The 20,062-nt window shown below is 38.5% G+C and carries 20 protein-coding genes and 5 tRNA genes; 19 read left to right on the forward strand and 6 right to left on the reverse strand.

Features of this window, described 5'->3' with window-relative positions:
- Together M0R21_08485 and M0R21_08490 are read right to left on the reverse strand one after the other, a co-directional pair.
- On the reverse strand, positions 1–798 hold a 798-nt coding region (locus M0R21_08485), incomplete at its 3' end, for a hypothetical protein (protein MCK9617861.1).
- A gap of 169 nt (positions 799–967) precedes the next feature.
- A complete protein-coding gene (locus M0R21_08490; GenBank protein ID MCK9617862.1) occupies positions 968–2,734 on the reverse strand; it encodes a T9SS type A sorting domain-containing protein in 1,767 nt (588 codons plus the stop codon).
- Positions 2,735–2,836: 102 nt separating this feature from the next.
- Here M0R21_08490 and M0R21_08495 point away from each other — a divergent pair, with 102 nt between their 5' ends.
- Positions 2,837–3,364, forward strand: a complete 528-nt coding sequence (locus M0R21_08495) for a GNAT family N-acetyltransferase (GenBank protein MCK9617863.1) — start codon at positions 2,837–2,839, stop codon at positions 3,362–3,364.
- 15 nt (positions 3,365–3,379) lie between these two features.
- Here M0R21_08495 and M0R21_08500 read toward each other — a convergent pair whose 3' ends face one another.
- Complete coding sequence (locus M0R21_08500) at positions 3,380–4,417, reverse strand: DUF2027 domain-containing protein (protein ID MCK9617864.1); 1,038 nt, start codon at positions 4,415–4,417, stop codon at positions 3,380–3,382.
- 110 nt (positions 4,418–4,527) lie between these two features.
- On the opposite strand from M0R21_08500, the gene M0R21_08505 reads away from it, so the two are divergent.
- Positions 4,528–5,319, forward strand: coding sequence for a hypothetical protein (locus M0R21_08505; GenBank protein MCK9617865.1), 792 nt, complete (start codon positions 4,528–4,530; stop codon positions 5,317–5,319).
- An 18-nt stretch (positions 5,320–5,337) separates the two neighbouring features.
- Positions 5,338–6,492, forward strand: coding sequence for a hypothetical protein (locus M0R21_08510; protein ID MCK9617866.1), 1,155 nt, complete (start codon positions 5,338–5,340; stop codon positions 6,490–6,492).
- Positions 6,493–6,598: 106 nt separating this feature from the next.
- On the opposite strand, the gene M0R21_08515 is transcribed toward M0R21_08510, so the two are convergent.
- From M0R21_08515 to M0R21_08525, 3 genes are all read right to left on the reverse strand, one after another.
- Positions 6,599–6,763 (reverse strand): hypothetical protein, encoded by a 165-nt coding sequence (locus tag M0R21_08515; GenBank protein ID MCK9617867.1) that lies wholly within the window; start codon positions 6,761–6,763, stop codon positions 6,599–6,601.
- Between the two features lie 126 nt (positions 6,764–6,889).
- Positions 6,890–7,855, reverse strand: coding sequence for a TIGR01212 family radical SAM protein (locus M0R21_08520; protein ID MCK9617868.1), 966 nt, complete (start codon positions 7,853–7,855; stop codon positions 6,890–6,892).
- A 41-nt stretch (positions 7,856–7,896) separates the two neighbouring features.
- Entirely contained in the window at positions 7,897–9,369 is a 1,473-nt protein-coding gene (locus tag M0R21_08525) for an outer membrane beta-barrel protein (protein MCK9617869.1), read from the reverse strand.
- A gap of 191 nt (positions 9,370–9,560) precedes the next feature.
- On the opposite strand from M0R21_08525, the gene rpsU reads away from it, so the two are divergent.
- The 16 genes from rpsU (at position 9,561) to rpoB (ending at position 20,036) form a co-directional block, all read left to right on the forward strand.
- Positions 9,561–9,758: a 30S ribosomal protein S21 gene (gene rpsU, locus M0R21_08530; protein MCK9617870.1), complete on the forward strand. Its 198-nt coding sequence runs from the start codon at positions 9,561–9,563 to the stop codon at positions 9,756–9,758.
- A 151-nt stretch (positions 9,759–9,909) separates the two neighbouring features.
- Positions 9,910–10,794, forward strand: coding sequence for a tyrosine-type recombinase/integrase (locus tag M0R21_08535; GenBank protein ID MCK9617871.1), 885 nt, complete (start codon positions 9,910–9,912; stop codon positions 10,792–10,794).
- A gap of 15 nt (positions 10,795–10,809) precedes the next feature.
- Positions 10,810–11,106 carry an HPF/RaiA family ribosome-associated protein gene (locus M0R21_08540; protein ID MCK9617872.1) on the forward strand — a complete coding sequence of 99 codons (297 nt, stop codon included), beginning with the start codon at positions 10,810–10,812 and terminating at the stop codon, positions 11,104–11,106.
- A gap of 102 nt (positions 11,107–11,208) precedes the next feature.
- Positions 11,209–11,281, forward strand: a tRNA-Thr gene (locus tag M0R21_08545).
- A gap of 31 nt (positions 11,282–11,312) precedes the next feature.
- Positions 11,313–11,394 (forward strand) — tRNA-Tyr (locus tag M0R21_08550).
- Positions 11,395–11,400: 6 nt separating this feature from the next.
- Positions 11,401–11,473: transfer RNA gene (locus M0R21_08555), tRNA-Gly, on the forward strand.
- Between the two features lie 76 nt (positions 11,474–11,549).
- A tRNA-Thr gene (locus M0R21_08560) sits at positions 11,550–11,621 on the forward strand.
- 51 nt (positions 11,622–11,672) lie between these two features.
- The gene (gene tuf / locus M0R21_08565; protein ID MCK9617873.1) at positions 11,673–12,860 is read left to right on the forward strand and encodes an elongation factor Tu; all 1,188 of its coding nucleotides are present in this window, start codon (positions 11,673–11,675) and stop codon (positions 12,858–12,860) included.
- A gap of 89 nt (positions 12,861–12,949) precedes the next feature.
- Positions 12,950–13,022 (forward strand) — tRNA-Trp (locus M0R21_08570).
- Between the two features lie 18 nt (positions 13,023–13,040).
- Entirely contained in the window at positions 13,041–13,235 is a 195-nt protein-coding gene (gene secE / locus M0R21_08575; GenBank protein ID MCK9617874.1) for a preprotein translocase subunit SecE, read from the forward strand.
- 71 nt (positions 13,236–13,306) lie between these two features.
- Entirely contained in the window at positions 13,307–13,849 is a 543-nt protein-coding gene (nusG, locus tag M0R21_08580; protein MCK9617875.1) for a transcription termination/antitermination protein NusG, read from the forward strand.
- A 54-nt stretch (positions 13,850–13,903) separates the two neighbouring features.
- Complete coding sequence (gene rplK / locus M0R21_08585) at positions 13,904–14,347, forward strand: 50S ribosomal protein L11 (GenBank protein MCK9617876.1); 444 nt, start codon at positions 13,904–13,906, stop codon at positions 14,345–14,347.
- A 50-nt stretch (positions 14,348–14,397) separates the two neighbouring features.
- Entirely contained in the window at positions 14,398–15,093 is a 696-nt protein-coding gene (gene rplA, locus M0R21_08590; GenBank protein MCK9617877.1) for a 50S ribosomal protein L1, read from the forward strand.
- A gap of 33 nt (positions 15,094–15,126) precedes the next feature.
- The gene (rplJ, locus tag M0R21_08595; protein MCK9617878.1) at positions 15,127–15,648 is read left to right on the forward strand and encodes a 50S ribosomal protein L10; all 522 of its coding nucleotides are present in this window, start codon (positions 15,127–15,129) and stop codon (positions 15,646–15,648) included.
- Positions 15,649–15,716: 68 nt separating this feature from the next.
- The gene (gene rplL / locus M0R21_08600; GenBank protein ID MCK9617879.1) at positions 15,717–16,097 is read left to right on the forward strand and encodes a 50S ribosomal protein L7/L12; all 381 of its coding nucleotides are present in this window, start codon (positions 15,717–15,719) and stop codon (positions 16,095–16,097) included.
- 132 nt (positions 16,098–16,229) lie between these two features.
- Entirely contained in the window at positions 16,230–20,036 is a 3,807-nt protein-coding gene (rpoB, locus tag M0R21_08605; GenBank protein ID MCK9617880.1) for a DNA-directed RNA polymerase subunit beta, read from the forward strand.
- Positions 20,037–20,062: the final 26 nt, after the last annotated feature.

The raw sequence follows: 20,062 nt of genomic DNA on the forward strand, positions 1-20,062 counted from the left end.
GCGGTTGAAACGTTTTCCGCGTTCCATAATAGGTTCCAGATCGACCACATTATTTCTATTTCCGCTGGCACCTTTGGATTTGGCTACCAATGCGAGAATTTTTTTATCCCGAAGAACAGTACCAATACCACCACGCCCAGCCTGTTTCAGACGAACAATCTTACGACGCATATCGTAAAAACTGAAATTCAGCATCCCAATAAGGGAATGTTCGGCTGCACTTCCGGCAGAAACCACCGATACATTATATTTTCCCTTTTCGCTATCTGCATACATTGTGGTAAGTTCTTCTGCCAAAATATGGCTGTCGGCAGGTAGCCCGTTTGCTTCAAGAATTTCTATCACCTCGCGGGTTTCATCTATCAGTACCACTACGTCTTTATCAGCTTTGCCCTGTACTTCTAATGAATCAAAGCCGGCAAATTTCATAAACGGGCCGAAGAATCCACCTACATTGCTGTCAATCACAATATCGGTTTGCGGAGAAATGGTAACAACGATGGATTTTCCGGTACCGGAATATTGGGTGATTCCACAAATGGGTCCTGTATTGATAACAATTTCATTATCCGGATCGTTCCATTTTGTATCCGGACGGGTGGCATCCCACAACAGCTTCAATCCAAAACCTTTTCCCCCGGTAAATTTTTCTATCATCTGTTCACTTACCGGCTTTTCTTTGATCTCGTTGGTGCCAACATTTACATACAAAGTTCTTTTATTATATCCTTTTTCAATAGGATTCCAGGTATATTTCCAGGAAGCAATGAGTTTTAAGGCATTTTTATCTTCACTCATAGTTTATATGGGTTAAATTTAGTCAGTTTATTTTGGTGTACAAAGGTAAAAAACTGCATTTAATCTTTAACAAAGTATTGAAAATTTTCTCGTTATGTAATTTTATGCATAACAAAAAACCCTTTCCCGCAAGGAAAGGGTTTTTGTAAGTTACATTAGACAAACACTATTACAAAATATTTACTTTCAATGTTTGAATGGTGCTTCCTTTAATAATTTTCAGAAAATAAGCCCCCTGATGTAGTCCTGCAGTGTTAAGCCTATAGTTTTCAGAAATAGCATCTGCTTTTCTGACAATGTTTCCCAACATGTCATATAACAATATATTGCTATTACCCGCATTGGCAACTACCACATACGAGGAAGCGGGGTTGGGATAGATGTAAACTTTATTGGAGATAGATTTTTCAATTCCGGTTATCAGGACATCGGCAAATGCAGATTGCAAAATTCTCCGGTTTGAATTATCCTGAACGAAAGCAACAACCTGCAAATCATTCATGTCTTCAACAAAAGTTGTTGACATATCTACTGTAAATGTGCTGTCGAAAGGCACACCGTCGGTAAAATTCAGAAGCAGCCCTTCTGCGTCGGGAACCATCTTCATCATCACATGATGGAACTCTGTTTCCCCGTTATTTCCTACGTTTTCTGTAGTAATTTTTTCTATAACTGCAATTTGTATAGTCATGTCATTTACAGTAAGGTACGGAAGAATGTGCAGGGGAATCTGTACTTCGTTTCCTGAGTAAGTAGGTTGTATTCCGAGAGATACAAAAGCCGGTTCGTCAGATGCCTGCGTAAGAGCTGAAGTAAGACCACCGGTAGTCATTGGTGCAGTATTTCCCTGAAGAAACAGAGTTGGAACAGCATTTACGCCATAGAAATATCGGCGGACTCCACCTTCTTCGGTGTAGTAAGGGTCGCCGGGAGCAGGCCAACTCATTTGGTATTTAATAAGTGAAAACTCGTTTGGATGAGCATTGCAGAATGGGATGAAAACTGTAGAATTAAAATTGGCACACGGTCCGCAGGTTGAGCTTGTAAACTCTTCAAAAAGTGGAAGCATGCTAACATTTTGCGAAGCTACTGCTATTGATGCGTTTATAGTGTCGTTTCCAGGATTGTTATCGGGTCCGGCTCCGTTTATATTGCTAACCCAAACTTTAAAGGCATGATTTCCGACAGGGGCATTCCACAAATCGTTACAAGTAAAATCATAACCACTTCCAAAACTGAGATCCAAACCGCTGAAGGATGTTGTAAAAACCTCGCCTCCATCGGCATTCCAGTTAACATCGAACGAAGTCAAGTTGTCGAGACCTACGTTTTTAACAACACCGGTAATTTCCTTACTTCCCTGCGAAATATAGGCAGGGACGGTAAGCTGCGACATCCTGGCATCGAGAGCCATAGGCTGGTATAGCACAATATCATCTATACACCAATAATTTAGATTATAAGATGCTCCTGAAAAGAAAATACAAAGCTGAAAATCATTAGCTCCGACATCGCCATTATTAATAAGAACTGAAATACTGGTTGCAGGAGTTGTAGAAGGAGTGTTATCCTGCCATACAACATTCCAATTTCCAGACCGTGATTTGGTAGCTACACCTATGGTATAAGTACCGTCATAATGGTCAAGCATATAGCGAAAATCAAGAGCAACATTCTCAATCCCAGTAAGATCTATTGCAGGGCTGATCAAACGGGTAGTTCCGTTGAATTGTGGACTCCAGTTGAGCATACCTTCTGGTGCACTACCTCCAGCCTGCGCCGTATTGGAAATTTCCCAGTTTCCAGCATGGGTATCTATTGTCCAACCAGTAGGCGGCATTTGAGAATCTGAAAAACTTTCGGCAATGTAAGTTTGCTGTGCATTAAGCAATATACACACAAACAACATGCTAATTAAAAGTAAAATTTTATTCATATTAAATGGATTTAGATATTTATATATTTTATTCCACAAAATTATTAAACATTTTTACAAAAAATATTAGATAAATGCTTTTTTTTGTAAAAAATAAGAACAATGGCTCAGCAAATAACTATTCCGCTTTCAAAAAGTACATTACGCCCCTTTACCCTACAAGATGCACGCTCTTTAGCGCTGCATGCAAATAATCTTAAAATTGCCAGGAATTTACGTGATGCCTTCCCCCATCCTTACAATCTGGAGGATGCTGAAAAATGGATAGAAACCACCAAATATGAATCGGACAATCTTATGCTTGCCATAGAGATAGGTGGCGAAGTTGTAGGAGCTGTAGGAATGCACAGGTTTAAGGATGTGTACAGGCTAAAAGCGGAAATTGGATATTGGCTAAGTGAAAAATATTGGGGAAAAGGCATCGTAACAGAAGCATTATCAGCATTTGTACGACATATCTTTTCTACTACCGATCTTATCCGGATACAAGCCGAAATTTTTGAGCACAATAAGGCTTCAATGCGAGTATTGGAAAAAGCCGGGTTTGCATGTGAAGCCATTCATCGTAAGGCAGTGATTAAAAACGGAAAAATTCTTGATGAATATATTTACGTGATATTCAGACAATAAAATTCAATATTACAATTAATCATTCTGAGGAATAATTACTTCCACCGCACCCTGCCCATAGTTTGCAAGCGAAGCATCACGATACTGAATGTTTTCGTATTCATTAAGGATGGAGCAAATTGTGGCTTTTAATACGCCATTTCCCTTCCCGTGTATAAAAATTACTTCCCGGTATTTTTCTTTAATGGCACTTTCCAGACAACGGCTGAAATAGTTTATCTGTGTGGTAAGCATATCTTTACTGTTCATCCCGGAAATGTTTTCAACCAATTCGGCTATGTGTAAATCCACTTCCGCTTTTTTAAAGGCAGTCCGGTGCTTGCTTATCAGCGCAGGTTCCTTTACCAGTTGCACTTCAGTTTGCTCCATAGAAGTTTCTTTTGAATTTTTTTCAGGAAATACAAGCAGGCTTTCTAAAGCAACTAATTGAATGATAAAAGATTTTTCTTCAATAAAAGATGAAAATTTATAATTGTCCTCCTTTAAAAATTTAACCGGTTTAATAGAATAGGGTGTAGAAGAAGGAACTTTAATACTATTTCCATTTTCAATATGAAACATAAGTTGTACAACTCCCTGACACCATTTTTCCACCTCCTCATGTTTTATTACTGATAAAAGCAGTTTATTTTGTGCTTCCACCGAACCGTAATCTATTCCCTCAAAACTCCCTCCTATATTTTTTAGAAAAATGTTATAAAGCACTGTATAATGGGTATAATTGATAAGTAGCACATCCAGTAAGCCAGTAATCAGCCAACGCTGTTCGTGTGGTACAAAAGCGAGGTAAACTCCAGGTGCTAACACCATTTGAGAGCTATAACGACCTAATTTGTTAGAATTTTTTTCAACTGGTTGCTCTATTTCTTTCACGGGGAAGTTGTCAGTTGTTTTTTTCACCGGTTCTATAATAATTAGTTCCGATGCCAGTGTAGGTATTTCAAAACCATCTTCTATGGCTACGCTTACCATATTGCCATTCAGTATTTTTGAAATTACGCCACCACCTTTGGCATTTAAAAACCGAACTTTGTCGCCTATGTTGAATCGCATTTTACTTTTTTTACAAAGGTAATTATTTTAATGCCTGCCAGACTTTTTTGATAATTAAGTAAAACCAAGAAAGTTTTTTGTAATTTTACAATCATAAAAATTTAAAATTTATGTTTAAAATTAATTTTTACATTTTACTGTTTCTAACGGCTTTTGTAGTTTTAAGCTGTGAAAAAAATGAAGAAAAGAAATCTCAGGTATTTTTTTCTTTTTCGCAAGAAGTGAATAACAATCCTCTTATTTTTGATAGCATTATGTATGTAAATGCTGCCGGAAACAACTTTATGATAACCGAAATTCAATATTTTGTTTCGGATTTTACGTTTTGGAAAGATGGCAAGAGTTACCCTTTCACTTCGCAGAAATTTATTAAATATGTTGATACAAATATTCCGGCTACATTGAACTGGGACTTTCCCGAAAAGTTGCCTGTGGGCAGTTACGATTCACTGTCATTTACTTTTGGAATAGATTCTGTTAAAAACCAGTCGAATATTTTTGCCAATCCGCCTGAGCGTGATATGTTTTGGCCCGAAATGATGGGCGGAGGTTATCATTACATAAAGATGAACGGCAAATGGATACCTGAAGGACAAAGTCAGGCCCAAGCGTTCAACCTTCATATTGGCATTGGCCAGATTTATGCTAACGACAGCTCGTCAACGGTAGTAAAATTTGTACAAAATTATTTCAAGGTAGTTATGACTAAGCATTTTCAAATTTTTGAAAATTCGAATTACCTTGCAATTGTGATGGATGTTAACAGTTGGTTTGACACGCCCGAAGTTTACAACCTCGATTTCTGGGGTGCTCATATCATGCAGAATCAGAATGCAATGCATGCAATTTGTCTGAATGGAAAAGACGCATTCAGCCTGAGACAATTTTACAAAGATAAATAATTTTTGCAAAATAATATAATGTCAAAGCATATTTTATTTGGTATAATAATAATTTTAATAGGTATTTTATCATGTAATAAAGATAATAAAATCTTTAAACCAACTCCTTACACAATTGAAGTACCAGCATTTTTTCCAACAGAATTGAACATTACCCCCGATAATCCTTTGACTTTAGAGGGGATTACCCTGGGAAGATTTTTGTTTTACGATGGTCGCCTTTCCGGAAGAACGGAACCCGATTCATTGATGAGCTGCAGCAGTTGTCACCTGCAGTCGAATGCTTTTGAATGCGGAATCAGCCATTCTAAATATACTGATGGTCACCCTTATGGCATTACCGGAATTTTTACTCCGCACGTAATGCTTCCGCTTTTCAATCTGGTTTGGAATCCAAACGGCTATTTCTGGAACGGTTTTATTGGTACCGAAAATCCAAATCCAGCAAAACGTACCCTCGAGGATGTTGTCTGGATGGGAATTACTGCACCTCACGAAATGAATGGTGATACCGGTAAAACTGTAGCATTGATACAATCTATTCCTGGTTACCCCGAATTATTTAAAAAAGCTTTTGGCTCAGAAAAAGTTACAATGAAAAATATCAGTCGGGCGATAACGCAGTTTATACGAACCATTATTTCTTCCAATACAAAATTTGACAGGTATTTAAGAGGAAAAGAGCAATTAGCCGAAAATGAATTGAACGGATTTGTGTTGTTTACTTCCGAAAACGGTGGTGATTGTTTTCATTGCCATGGCGGAGAGGGAAATCCGTTGTTTACCACCAACCTATTTTATAATAACGGAAAAGATACTGCTTTTACGGGTGCTCACGAAGATTTGAGAGACCGGTATCACGTAACCGGAAATCTGATGGATATTGGAGCATACAGGGCACCAACACTCCGAAATATTGAACTGACAGCTCCTTACATGCACGATGGAAGGTTTAAAACGTTAGACGATGTGATAAACTTTTATTCCGAAAACGTTGTATGGTCGCCATATATCAGTACTTTGATGCATCATGTGGGAACTTCCGGCATTCGCTTAACCCTTAAAGAAAAATCGGATTTAAAGGCATTTATTCATACATTGCAGGATGATGACTTATTGTCGAACCCTGCCTATTCCCAACCTGCCGTTTTTCCGGATGGGAGCTACAAATAAATGTTCTATTCATTTTTAAAACTGGCTGTTGATGTGATTTCCGGTTTAGTCGTTTGAATTAAAAAATCAGTAAACGAGTCGTTAAAACCGACTTCTACCGGTGTTTTTAATTGGGTGGTATTTCAGGTAGTAAATCCATTACACCCATAAGCTTGCTGCTCATTGAAATATAAGTTACACAAGGTAATGCCAAAGAAGAAATCTCCGGAGACAAGTATGAATGTACCGAAGAAATAGCATGCGTTGTAGCTACCCGGTTTTCAGCTTTCAATAAAGGAACGGTTAGAAAAGGATTGTTAAAGTTAAAAAAAATTGTGTTCGCATTCGCATGGGGCATTTCCCGAAAACAAATTTTCAAATAACAAAATAAAGTACATACGGGTATTTTTTAGTAACATCACCCCCCTTCCACAGCAATTCCATTAAACTTAAAGAAGATGCCCTGTTTTGTATTTTTTTGAGCCATTCGATTTTCAATCATGTGCATTATCTGGTAATGTCGCACTTTATTCCACCGAGGAGCAATAATATAATGTAACGGGGCTTCTGAGGTAAAGCGTTCAATGACAAAATCCGGGTGTAAATTTTCCAGAAATTCTACGATGAAATCAATGTAGGAATCAAGAGAAAAAAGAGAAAATCTTTCGGGGTATTGTTGGTATTCTTCAGCCATTGCAGTGTTTTTAATAATCTGTAACTGATGAAGTTTAACAAAAGTTAAAGGCAACTTCGAAATAATTTTTGCCTGTGCAAGCATTTTTTCTCTACTTTCCCCAGGAAGCCCAAAGATAAGGTGGGCACCGGTATTTATCCCTTTTTGGGCAGTAAGCAAAATGGCATTTTCGGATATTGCATAAGTATGGGCTCTGTTTATCCGGGTCAAAGTATCGTCATAGCAGGATTCTACCCCATATTCTATCTGTACATAATTTTTTCGGGAGATAGAGGCAAGCAATTCAATTTTTTCTTCATCAATACAATCAGGGCGGGTTCCGATAACAATTCCTGTAATCAAAGGATGGTTAAGAGCTTCCGTATATTTTTGTTCAAGCTCCGCAACAGAAGCGTAAGTATTTGAATAAGACTGGAAATAAGCAAGGTATTTTCTTGCAACCTTTCTTCTTCCGCTGTGAAAAGCTATTCCGTCATTAATTTGAGATGTAATGCTTTTTTCAGGTTTGCAATAAAAAGGGTTAAAAGAATTGTTATTGCAAAATGTACACCCTCCTACCGACAAACTTCCATCCCTGTTTGGGCACGAAAACCCTGCATCTATAGAGATTTTATAAACGTTTTCACCAAAAATTTTTTGGATGTACGAGGAATAAAAATTAAAAGCAGGATATGGTCTCTTTTCTGTCAACTAAAAACATTGAATACTGAATTCGGCTAACCTCTTATTGGCTATGGAGCAAAACGTTTTCCATTCCTAAATTTTACAATAAAGGCATCATGCACGTTATTGTCTGTCCTTGTCTCGTACATATACGTTTTTGCTTTTCCGTAATTGTTAAACGAACCGATGGTGTAAATGTAATATCCTTTATAGTAATCTTCTTTAATGGGAACGGTTATGTTGTATTGAGCAGCCAAATCGTCAATATTTGTCTTTTTTTCTCTTACAGCCATAATCTGCACCCGATATTCTATTTCATCACTTACAACTTGTGAAATAAACGTTTCCTTTGTAGTAGGTTTTTTATTTTCAGATAGCAGATCATTTTCCCCAGTTGGTTTAACATTGCCAATAACATTTATTGTATTTGAGAATGCCGTTACTTTATCAGTATTTCCCGATTTCCAGAATAATTTTCCGTTAAAATTATTGATTCCGGGTTGAGGTTGTTCGCACTTGAGAGTGTACAAAACAGAAATCACCGAATCTTCCGGAAGTTGTTCCCATTTTACGGTGAGTAATTGGTTGCCAAAATCCACTAAGCCATTTGTTAATGAGAACCCTGTCCAGGAAAAACCCATTGGCAATGTATGATGTATCTCTGCCGGTCCAAAGATGTCTCCTTTATTAATTGTAAGTTTTACGTCAAATGTACTGCCCGGAACAATTTGCGAGGGCAATTGGCAGTTTACATCTATTTGCGTTGTTTTAGCGGGTTTGTGGGTATTTTTTGAAAAATCCAGCACTTCCATGGATAATGCTTCGGGTGAAGGTTTTACTTCTTTATTTTTAAAATGGTACGAAATGCCCAGGAACGAATAATTATAAGTATCATATTTATAACCACCCTTTGCAGCATCAAGAATATCAGAATTTACAGTACGGATACTGGTTTCCACGTTAACCGACCAGCTATCTTTAAAATGGTAATTCGCACCAAGACCAACAGGGATAACTGTTTCTGTTGTTCTTTTCCCTAAGCCGTTTCCTTCTGTACCGTTGGAACTAACTATTTTCCCAGTCTTATAATTTTTTAGTTCTGCTTTCCAGTTCGACATTCCCAATCCGGCAAAGCCATACAAAGAAATTTTTCTATCGGGTTTACCTGGCGCAATCCAGTTGCTGAAATTAGCAACAGCGCTGATATTATATTCATAAATATCTGTTTCTGAACGTAAATAAGCAGGATTATCGTTACCATAGTGATCTTTTGTACCTTTTATTTTCCCATTTAAAAATTGCCCTCTCAACCCAAAAACAGGATTGAATTGCTTTTGAAGATAAAAACCGTAAGCGGATGCCCAGTCTTTTTTGTACGGAGCCATCTCATAATTATTGATGTCGCCATGGTAAATATTTGTGCCCATGTTTACATTTACTGACCAGTTTTTCCAAAATGAAAAACTTTCGCTTTGCGGTTCCTGAGCAAACAAGGTACTGCATAGAATACAAGATAATAAAATTGCAAATGTCCTTTTCATATAAAATAAGTAATATAGATATTTAACAAAAGTAATAAAAATATTCAATAAAAAAACTTCAATTATATAAATTTTGAAGAAAATTTTATTCCATAGTGCAAAAAAAATGAAAAAAGACTTTTTTAAATCAAATATATACCTATCTTTGCACCCTCAAAAAAATCAGTACTCATTAAGTAGAACCATTAATTATGATTATTGTTCCCGTAAAAGAAGGCGAAAGCATTGACAGAGCGTTAAAAAAATTAAAACGTAAATTTGAAAAAACAGGTGTTGTAAAAGAGTTACGTGAAAGACAAAAATTTACAAAACCTTCCATCAAACGCCGTGAGCAAGTGCTTAAAGCCATCTATATCCAAAAATTAGTTCAGGATCAGGAAAATAAATAAACCCTTAGGGCATTTTAAATAATTACTGAACCGTTCGCAGACATTACGGTGTTTGCGGACGGTTTTTTATTATTTTCTTTTGTTTATTAAAAATAAATGCTTAATTTTAACGTTTGAAATATAAGAGCAATGCCATTTACAAATCAAATGCATGCTAAGAGCTAAGTTTTTGAATTATATTGAAAATGAAAGAAGGTATTCTACACATACCCTAATTGCTTATGCAAATGATCTGCAACAATTTCATGACTACTTACTTCAAGCATACAATCTTGAAAACAGTGTAAATGCAGAGCCGGAAATGATACGTTCCTGGATTGTTTCCCTGATAAACACGCCTTTACAAACCCGAACTGTCAATAGAAAAATTTCTACGCTAAAATCATATTACAGGTTTTTACAAAAAGAAAAATTAATTTCAATAAATCCTGTAAAAACAATATCCGGCCCCAAAACAGCACAGAAGCTCCCTGAATTTATTGAAAAAGATAAATTGGCTAAATTGCTGGACGAATTGTTAATAGGAACAGACTACCATTCGGTAAGGAATAAACTGATTATTGAACTATTCTACTCAACGGGAATGCGATTGTCTGAACTTGTCCAACTTAAATTTTCCGATTTTGACTTTAGCCGTTCAACTGTGAAAATCAATGGAAAAAGAAATAAACAGCGACTGGTTCCAGTAACAACTACCGTTTTACAATTATTAACAACCTACAGCGATATTCAAAAAAAAGAAACGGAGAACGAATATCATGTATTTGTATTTTCTACGAAAAAAGGAAAACAAATGCATCCGCGGGTTGTTTACGGAATTGTAAAAAACACCCTCGAAATGATTACATCACTCGAAAAGCGTAGCCCTCACATTTTAAGACATTCTTTTGCCACCCATTTGCTTAACAACGGAGCCGACCTGAACTCAATTAAAGAATTATTGGGGCACGCAAACCTTGCAACAACTCAAATTTACACACATAACTCTTTCGAAAAGTTAAAAAATCAATATAAACAAGCCCATCCAAGGGCATAAAACAAAGGAGGACTTATGAAAATCAACATCAATTCAGTTCATTTTAAATCCGATAAAAAATTAGATCAGTTTATTATCGAAAAAATTGAAAAATTGACCGGAAATTACGACGGTATCATTGGCGGCGATGTGAAGTTAAAACTTGAAAAGTCGGAAGCTCTGGAAAATAAAGTTGCTGAAATCCGTCTCCAAATCAGAGGAAGTGATTTGTTTGCCAAAAAACAAAGCAAAACTTTTGAAGAAGCCACCCTTGAAGCAGTAGAAGCCCTCAAAAAGCAACTTATTAAGCACAAAGATAAGAGCAGAGAATAACTTTTTTTTAAAGTTCTCAAAAAAAATAAAAAATATTTGTTCGTATCTTAAAAGTTTCTATTTTTGCAGTCCTTTTTAAAGGGCTGCTTTTTTATCATACATGCCGATGTAGCTCAGTTGGTAGAGCAGCTGATTTGTAATCAGCTGGTCGGGGGTTCGAGTCCCTCTATCGGCTCAAGTTCTTTAACATAGCTGAAATTAATATTGGGGAGATACCAGAGCGGTCAAATGGGGCAGACTGTAAATCTGTTGGCGAAGCCTTCGGAGGTTCGAATCCTCCTCTCCCCACAAACTGCGGAAGTAGCTCATTTGGTAGAGCGATAGCCTTCCAAGCTATAGGTGGCGGGTTCGAGCCCCGTCTTCCGCTCTAAAAAGCCGATGTAGCTCAGAGGTAGAGCATCCCGATTTAATCGGGAGGGTCAACTGAGCATCAAAGGAAAAAAGCCGATGTAGCTCAGAGGTAGAGCACTTCCTTGGTAAGGAAGGGGTCATGAGTTCAAATCTCATCATTGGCTCAAAAGAATTTAGATAACCAAAATTGTAAACTTTTTAAACATTAAATTAATATGGCAAAAGAAAAATTCGATCGTTCAAAACCTCACGTTAACGTAGGTACTATTGGTCATATTGACCATGGGAAAACTACGCTGACTGCTGCTATTACTCTCGTTTTGGCAGATAAGGGCTTTTCGGAATTCAGGTCATTCGATTCGATTGATAACGCTCCGGAAGAAAAAGAAAGAGGTATTACCATTAATACCGCCCATGTGGAGTATCAGACTGCCAATCGTCATTATGCACACGTTGACTGTCCAGGACATGCCGACTACATTAAAAATATGGTTACAGGTGCAGCCCAGATGGACGGTGCTATTATCGTTGTAGCAGCTACTGATGGTCCTATGCCCCAAACCCGCGAACATATCCTGCTTGCTCGCCAGGTAGGTGTACCTCGTTTAGTTGTATTCATGAACAAAGTTGACCTCGTTGATGATGAAGAAATATTAGAAATCGTTGAAATGGAAATTCGCGATCTGCTTACTTTCTATGGATTTGATGGAGAAAACACTCCTGTAATTCGTGGTTCAGCTCTTGGTGGATTAAACAAAGAACCTGTTTGGGTTGAAAAAATTATGGAATTAATGGAAGCTGTTGATACATGGATTCCTCTTCCCGAACGTGCAGTGGATAAACCCTTCCTGATGCCGATTGAAGATGTATTTTCCATTACCGGTCGTGGTACAGTAGCTACCGGGAGAATCGAAACCGGCGTTATTCACGTTGGAGACCCTGTAGATATTATTGGTATGGGTGCCGAAAAACTGAAATCAGTATGTACAGGTGTTGAAATGTTCCGTAAATTATTGGACGAAGGCGAAGCTGGAGATAATGCAGGTTTGCTTCTCCGTGGAATTGACAAAGACGAAATCCGTCGCGGAATGGTTATTGCAAAACCCGGTTCCATAAAACCCCACAAACATTTCAAAGCCGAAGTATATATTCTCAAAAAAGAAGAAGGTGGACGTCATACTCCTTTTCATAATAAATACCGTCCTCAATTCTATTTCCGTACAACAGACGTTACCGGCGAAATTATCCTTCCCGAAGGTATTGAAATGGTAATGCCCGGCGACAACCTGAGCGTAACCGTAAACCTGATTGCTGAAATAGCAATGAACAAAGGTTTAAGATTTGCTATCCGCGAAGGTGGCCGTACCGTAGGTGCCGGACAGGTAACTGAAATCATTGACTAACTAAATCACTATATGCAAATAAAGGTATCCTCCATAAAAAGGGTATCTTTATTTGCCATATTAAAATTAATGTTTACAATAAAGGCAATACGGGTGTAGCTCAACTGGTAGAGTGGCGGTCTCCAAAACCGTAGGCTGTGGGTTCGATTCCTACCACCCGTGCTAAAAATAAGTAATTCAATGGCAAACAAAGTAGTTGAATACATGAAGGAAAGTTATGATGAATTAATTCATAAAGTTTCCTGGCCCACTTGGAGTGAGTTGCAAAATAGTGCAATTGTGGTATCCGTTGCTTCCCTAATAATCGCAGTAATCGTTTATCTGATGGATATCTCATTTCAAACGTTATTAGAACAGTTTTATAAATTGTTTTAAGTAGCGTTCACTATTTTTATCTATATATAATTGTTTATTTGAAATAACCCTGTCAACTTCAACCAGCAAGTATGAGCGAACAAGTGAAAAAATGGTATGTTGTAAGGGCGGTTAGCGGTGGAGAGAAAAAGGTAAAACAATACATCGAAAGCGAAATTAACCGTCTGAACCTTAAGGAATTTGTTTCACAAGTACTCATTCCGACAGAAAAAGTTTACCAAGTACGTAAAGGGAAAAAAATTAGTAAAGAACGCAATTACTTTCCCGGCTACATTCTCATCGAAGCTGTTTTGATGGGAGAAATACCTCACATTATTCGTAACGTTCCGGGTGTCCTAGGATTTCTGGGTTCAAAAAACGAACCCGTATCCCTTCGCCCCGCAGAAGTTAACCGCATCCTCGGAAAAGTTGACGAACTGAGCGAACTGGGTGAAGAAATTAACGTACCATTTATTGTAGGCGAAACCGTTAAAGTAATTGACGGACCTTTTAACAGCTTCAGTGGTATCATTGAGGAAATTAACGAAGAAAAGAAAAAGCTGAAAGTAATGGTAAAAATTTTCGGGCGTAAAACTCCCCTTGAACTGAGTTTTATGCAAGTTGAAAAAGAATAGGCACAATCAAAAAGACAAAAAATTTTCTATTAACGCATTAGCAAAAGTCGAAAAATGGCAAAAGAAGTTAGTGGATTTATTAAATTACAAATCAAGGGCGGAGCCGCCAATCCTTCACCCCCTATCGGACCTGCATTAGGATCGAAAGGTGTGAATATTATGGAATTTTGTAAACAGTTTAATGCCAGAACACAAGATCAGGGAGGGAAAATTATTCCCGTAATTATTACTGTTTTCAAAGACAAATCATTTGAATTTGTTATTAAAACTCCACCCGTGGCTGTACAGTTGCTTGAAGCAACTAAGCAGAAAAAAGGATCGGCTGAACCTAACCGCAATAAAATTAGTTCGGTAACCTGGGATCAGATTCGTGCAATCGCTGAGGTAAAAATGCAGGATTTAAATGCATTTACTTTAGAATCAGCTATGAATATGGTAGTAGGTACTGCACGTAGCATGGGAATTACTGTTACCGGCGACAAACCTTTTGCTGAATAACAACCGATTTTTATACAAGAGTCGTTATTAAACCTATAACAAATTGCGAAATGGTTAAACTGACAAAAAAAAGAAAAGAAGTTTTAACAAAATTTGACAAGAATACCCAGTATTCTTTATCGGATGCCGTTAAAATTGTAAAGGATATCACCAGTACAAAATTCGACGCTTCAGTTGATTTTGACGTTCGCCTTGGAGTTGACCCCCGCAAAGCCAATCAAATGGTTCGCGGTACGGTAGCCTTACCCCATGGAACCGGAAAAACCATCCGTGTTTTGGTTTTATGTACTCCCGATAAGGAAGACGAAGCCAAAGCTGCCGGTGCCGATTTTTATGGTCTGGACGATTATATCCAGAAGATCAAAGAAGGCTGGACAGATATTGACGTGGTAATCACCATGCCCAGCGTAATGCCTAAAGTAGGCGCCCTGGGTAAAATTTTAGGTCCCCGCGGTTTAATGCCCAATCCCAAAACCGGTACGGTTACAATGGAAGTAGGCAAAGCCGTAAAAGACGTAAAAGCAGGAAAAATTGACTTTAAGGTTGATAAATATGGTATAGTGCATGCAGGAGTTGGAAGAGTATCCTTCGATACTGAAAAACTCGTTGATAATGCAAAAGAATTTTTACAAACCATTATCAAACTCAAACCAACAGCTGCCAAAGGTACTTACGTAAAAAGCGTTTATATCTCCAGTACTATGAGCCCGGGAGTCCGTATTGACCCTAAATCAATCACTTTATAGTAATTATTAAGCTAAATTTAAGGTAAATACGTCATGAAAAAAGAAGAAAAGAATACTCTCATAGATTCCCTGACTAAAACTATCACAGAGAATAACTACTTGTATATAACCGATATCGCTGATTTGAACGTTGAAAAAACCAACAAATTACGTAGGTTATGCTTCAAGAGAAATGTACAACTGATAGTCGTTAAAAATTCTCTGCTCCGCAAAGCAATGGAACGTTCCGGAAAAAACTTCGGCAATCTGTACGAAGTGCTGAAAGGAGCTACCTCCATTATGCTTGCCGATGCTGGCAATATACCGGCAAAATTGATAAAAGAATTTCGGAAAGAAAGTCCTAAACCTATACTCAAAGGGGCTTATGTTGAAGAAATGACTTATGTTGGCGACGACCAGGTTGATTCCCTTATCAATATTAAATCAAAAACCGAACTCATTGCCGATATTGTTGCATTGCTACAATCTCCTGCCAAAAATGTTATTTCCGCCCTTCAATCGGGAGGTCAGAATATTTCTGGCATACTAAAAACCTTATCGGAAAAAGCCGAATAGGTACTCTATAATTTCACAAAAGTAAAAAATTAATTAAATTATTGTAAAACAACTAAATCTATAATAAAATGGCAGATTTAAAAGCTTTTGCAGAACAACTGGTTAACTTAACCGTTAAAGAAGTAAACGAATTAGCAAAAATTTTAAAAGAAGAATACGGAATTGAACCCGCAGCAGCAGCACCAGTTATGGTAGCAGCAGCAGCAGGAAGTGGCGAAGCCGCAGCAGCCGAAGAAAAAACCCAATTTGATGTGGTTATTAAAAGCGCCGGACAATCAAAATTAGCCGTAGTTAAACTGGTGAAAGAACTCACCAGCCTTGGTTTAAAAGAAGCTAAAGAATTGGTTGATGCTGCTCCCAAAGCAATAAAAGAAGGTGTTAGCAAAGACGAAGCCGATGCACTGAAAACACAACTTGAAGAAGCTGGTGCTGAAGTAGAAATCAAATAAGAACCAGATTCGAAAGTATGAAAAGCGATAGACTGCATGCCTGCAAATGGCATTGCAGTCTGTTGTTTACCTGTTTGTACCGGACATGTTTTTATAGTTTTCAATTCTTCTAACTTACAAACCTAAAACCATTTGGCTTTGAATACCAACGAAAGAATAAATTTCAGCTCCTCAAAGATTCAATCTGAATACCCTGATTTCCTTGAGATTCAAGTAAAATCATTTCAGGATTTTTTCCAACTGGAAACCAATCCCGAAAATCGTGTTAATGAAGGACTTTACAAAGTTTTCTCCGAAAATTTCCCCATTACCGATGCAAGAAACAACTTCGTTCTCGAATTTCTTGACTATTTTATTGACCCCCCGCGCTATTCCATTGAAGAATGCATTGAACGTGGTCTCACGTATAGCGTGCCTTTAAAAGCAAAACTCAAACTGTATTGCACCGACCCCGAACACGAGGACTTTGAAACCATCATTCAGGATGTGTATCTGGGCATGATACCCTACATGACACCTAAGGGAACTTTCGTAATCAACGGAGCCGAAAGAGTTGTGGTATCACAGCTCCATCGCTCGCCCGGTGTATTTTTCGGAACAAGTTTCCATGCCAATGGTCAGCAGTTGTTTTCGGCAAGAATCATCCCCTTCAAAGGCTCGTGGATGGAATTTACCACCGACATAAACAATGTAATGTATGCTTACATTGACCGAAAGAAAAAATTACCCGTAACTACTCTGTTACGCGCCATCGGATATGAAAGTGATAAAGATATTCTCGAGATTTTCGACCTTGCAGAAGAAATAAAGGTAAGCAAAGCAGGATTGAAAAAAGTAGTAGGACGACATCTCGCCGCCCGTGTACTCAAATCATGGATAGAAGACTTTGTAGATGAAGATACCGGTGAAGTGGTTTCCATCGAAAGAACCGAGGTTATTATTGACCGCGAAACCATTCTTGAAACCAAACACATTGATTTAATAGTTGATGCAGGGATAAAAACCATACTGCTACACCGCGACGAAAACATTGCGCTCGACTATTCCATCATTTTTAATACATTACAAAAAGATACTGCCAACTCTGAAAAAGAAGCCGTCGAATTCATCTATCGTCAGCTTCGCAACGCAGAACCCCCCGACGAAGAAACAGCAAGAGGTATCATTGAAAAACTCTTCTTTTCCGACAAACGCTATGACCTTGGCGACGTGGGCAGGTACAGAATTAACAAAAAACTTAACCTCGACGTTTCGCTCGAAACCAAGGTTCTTACTAAAGAAGATATCATTTCCATCATCAAATACCTCATCGGACTTATCAACTTACGTACCGAAGTAGATGATATTGACCACCTGAGTAATCGTAGAGTACGTACCGTAGGCGAGCAACTATACAACCAGTTTGGTGTAGGTTTAGCCCGTATGGCACGTACCATACGTGAAAGAATGAATGTTCGCGATAATGAAGTTTTCACTCCCACCGATCTTATCAATGCAAAAACGCTGTCATCGGTAATCAATTCATTTTTCGGAACAAACCAGTTGTCGCAATTTATGGATCAAACCAATCCTCTTGCCGAACTTACCCACAAAAGAAGGGTTTCAGCATTAGGACCCGGAGGATTGTCGCGCGACAGAGCCGGATTTGAAGTACGCGACGTACACTATACCCACTACGGAAGACTTTGCACCATTGAAACCCCCGAAGGACCAAACATCGGGCTGATTTCATCACTTTGTGTGTATGCAAAAATCAACAAACTGGGATTCATCGAAACTCCCTACCTCAGAGTAGAAGAAGGCAGAGTACACTTCGACGAAAATCCTACATATCTTAGCGCTGAAGAAGAAGAAAATAAAATTATTGCCCAGGCAACCACACCAACTATTGAGGACGGAACTTTCAAAGATGAAAAAATTAAAGTTCGTTCTCTTGCCGATTATCCTATTGTCGAAAGAGAAAAAATAGACCTTATTGATGTGGCACCTAATCAAATAGCATCCATTGCAGCTTCTCTCATCCCCTTCCTTGAACATGACGATGCCAACCGTGCCCTTATGGGTTCAAACATGATGCGGCAGGCAGTCCCCCTGCTTAACCCGGAAGTACCTATTGTTGGTACCGGTATCGAAGGCCCGGTAGCCCGCGATTCACGCGTGCTGATAAATGCCGAAGGCGACGGAATAGTGGAATATGTTGATGCCGCCGAAATAACCATTCGGTATACGAGGGTTGAAAAAGAAAAACTCGTAAGCTTCGATGACGATGTACGCACTTACAACCTGACAAAATTTACCCGTACCAACCAAAACACTTCCGTTAACTTACGTCCCATCGTTAAAAAAGGACAAAAAGTTAAAAAAGGACAGGTGCTATGCGAAGGCTATGCAACTAAAGGAGGCGAACTGGCACTGGGCAGAAACCTGATGGTAGCCTTTATGCCTTGGAAAGGATACAATTTTGAAGATGCTATCGTTATTTCCGAACGCGTAGTGCGTGAAGATATTTTTACATCATTGCATATCGAAGAATTTACTCTCGAGGTACGCGATACCAAGCGTGGCGCCGAAGAACTCACTAACGATATTCCCAACGTAAGTGCAGAAGCAACCAAGGAACTCGACGAAAATGGGTTAATCAGAATTGGTGCCGACGTTAATGAAGGAGACATCCTTATCGGGAAAATCACCCCTAAAGGAGAAAGCGATCCTACACCCGAAGAAAAATTACTCAGGGCAATATTTGGCGATAAAGCGGGCGATGTAAAAGATGCCTCCCTGAAAGCCCCTCCTTCCATGAAAGGTGTAGTTATTGAGAAAAAACTTTTTTCAAGGATTTTCAAAGACAGAAAATCGAAAGCCAAAGAAAAAGATGTCATCAAAAAATTAGACGATGAATTTAACCGCGACAGTGAAAAACTGAAAACAAAACTGGTAGATAAACTGCTGGTTCTCGTAAGCGGAAAAACCTCGCAGGGCGTGTACAATAATTTTAAGGAAGAAGTTGTACAAAAGAAAGCCAAATTCCATCAAAAAATGCTGATGGGAATTGACTATATGAATGTTAACCCCAACAAATGGACAACAGACAAAGAAAAGAACGACCTGATAAAGGAACTCATCAATAATTATTCAATAAAATACAAGGAAATTCTTGGTATTTATAACCGTAAGAAATTTGTAGCTTCTGTTGGCGACGAATTACCCAACGGAATCGTTCAAATGGCAAAAGTGTATGTTGCAAAAAAACGCAAACTGAAAGTTGGGGACAAAATGGCGGGCAGACATGGGAACAAAGGTATCGTAGCCCGAATAGTACGCGACGAAGACATGCCTTTCCTTGCAGATGGAACCCCCGTCGACATAGTGCTGAACCCTCTGGGCGTACCCTCGCGTATGAACCTTGGACAAATTTACGAAACCGTTTTAGGCTGGGCAGGTAAAAAACTGGGAATGAAATTTGCAACCCCTATTTTTGACGGAGCCAGCATACAGCAAATCAATAATTACATGAATGAAGCCGAACTTCCCGACAACGGACAAATATATCTGTACGACGGAGGAACCGGTGAAAGATTTGACCAGCCTGCTACCGTAGGATACATCTATATGATGAAACTGCACCATATGGTTGACGACAAAATGCATGCAAGGTCAATAGGTCCCTATTCGCTGATTACACAACAACCTTTGGGCGGTAAAGCACAATTCGGAGGTCAACGATTCGGCGAAATGGAAGTTTGGGCTCTTGAAGCATTCGGAGCATCAAACATACTTCAGGAAATTCTTACTGTAAAATCAGACGATGTTGTGGGAAGAGCCAAAGCATATGAAGCCATAGTAAAAGGCGAAAATATGCCTATACCTGGTATTCCCGAATCCTTCAACGTTTTGGTTCACGAACTCAGGGGCTTATGCCTTAACATAACTTTTGATTAATGTTGAAGTTGAATGGAAAACATTCC

This window comes from Lentimicrobiaceae bacterium (genome assembly GCA_023227965.1).
Lineage (GTDB): Bacteria > Bacteroidota > Bacteroidia > Bacteroidales > JALOCA01 > JALOCA01.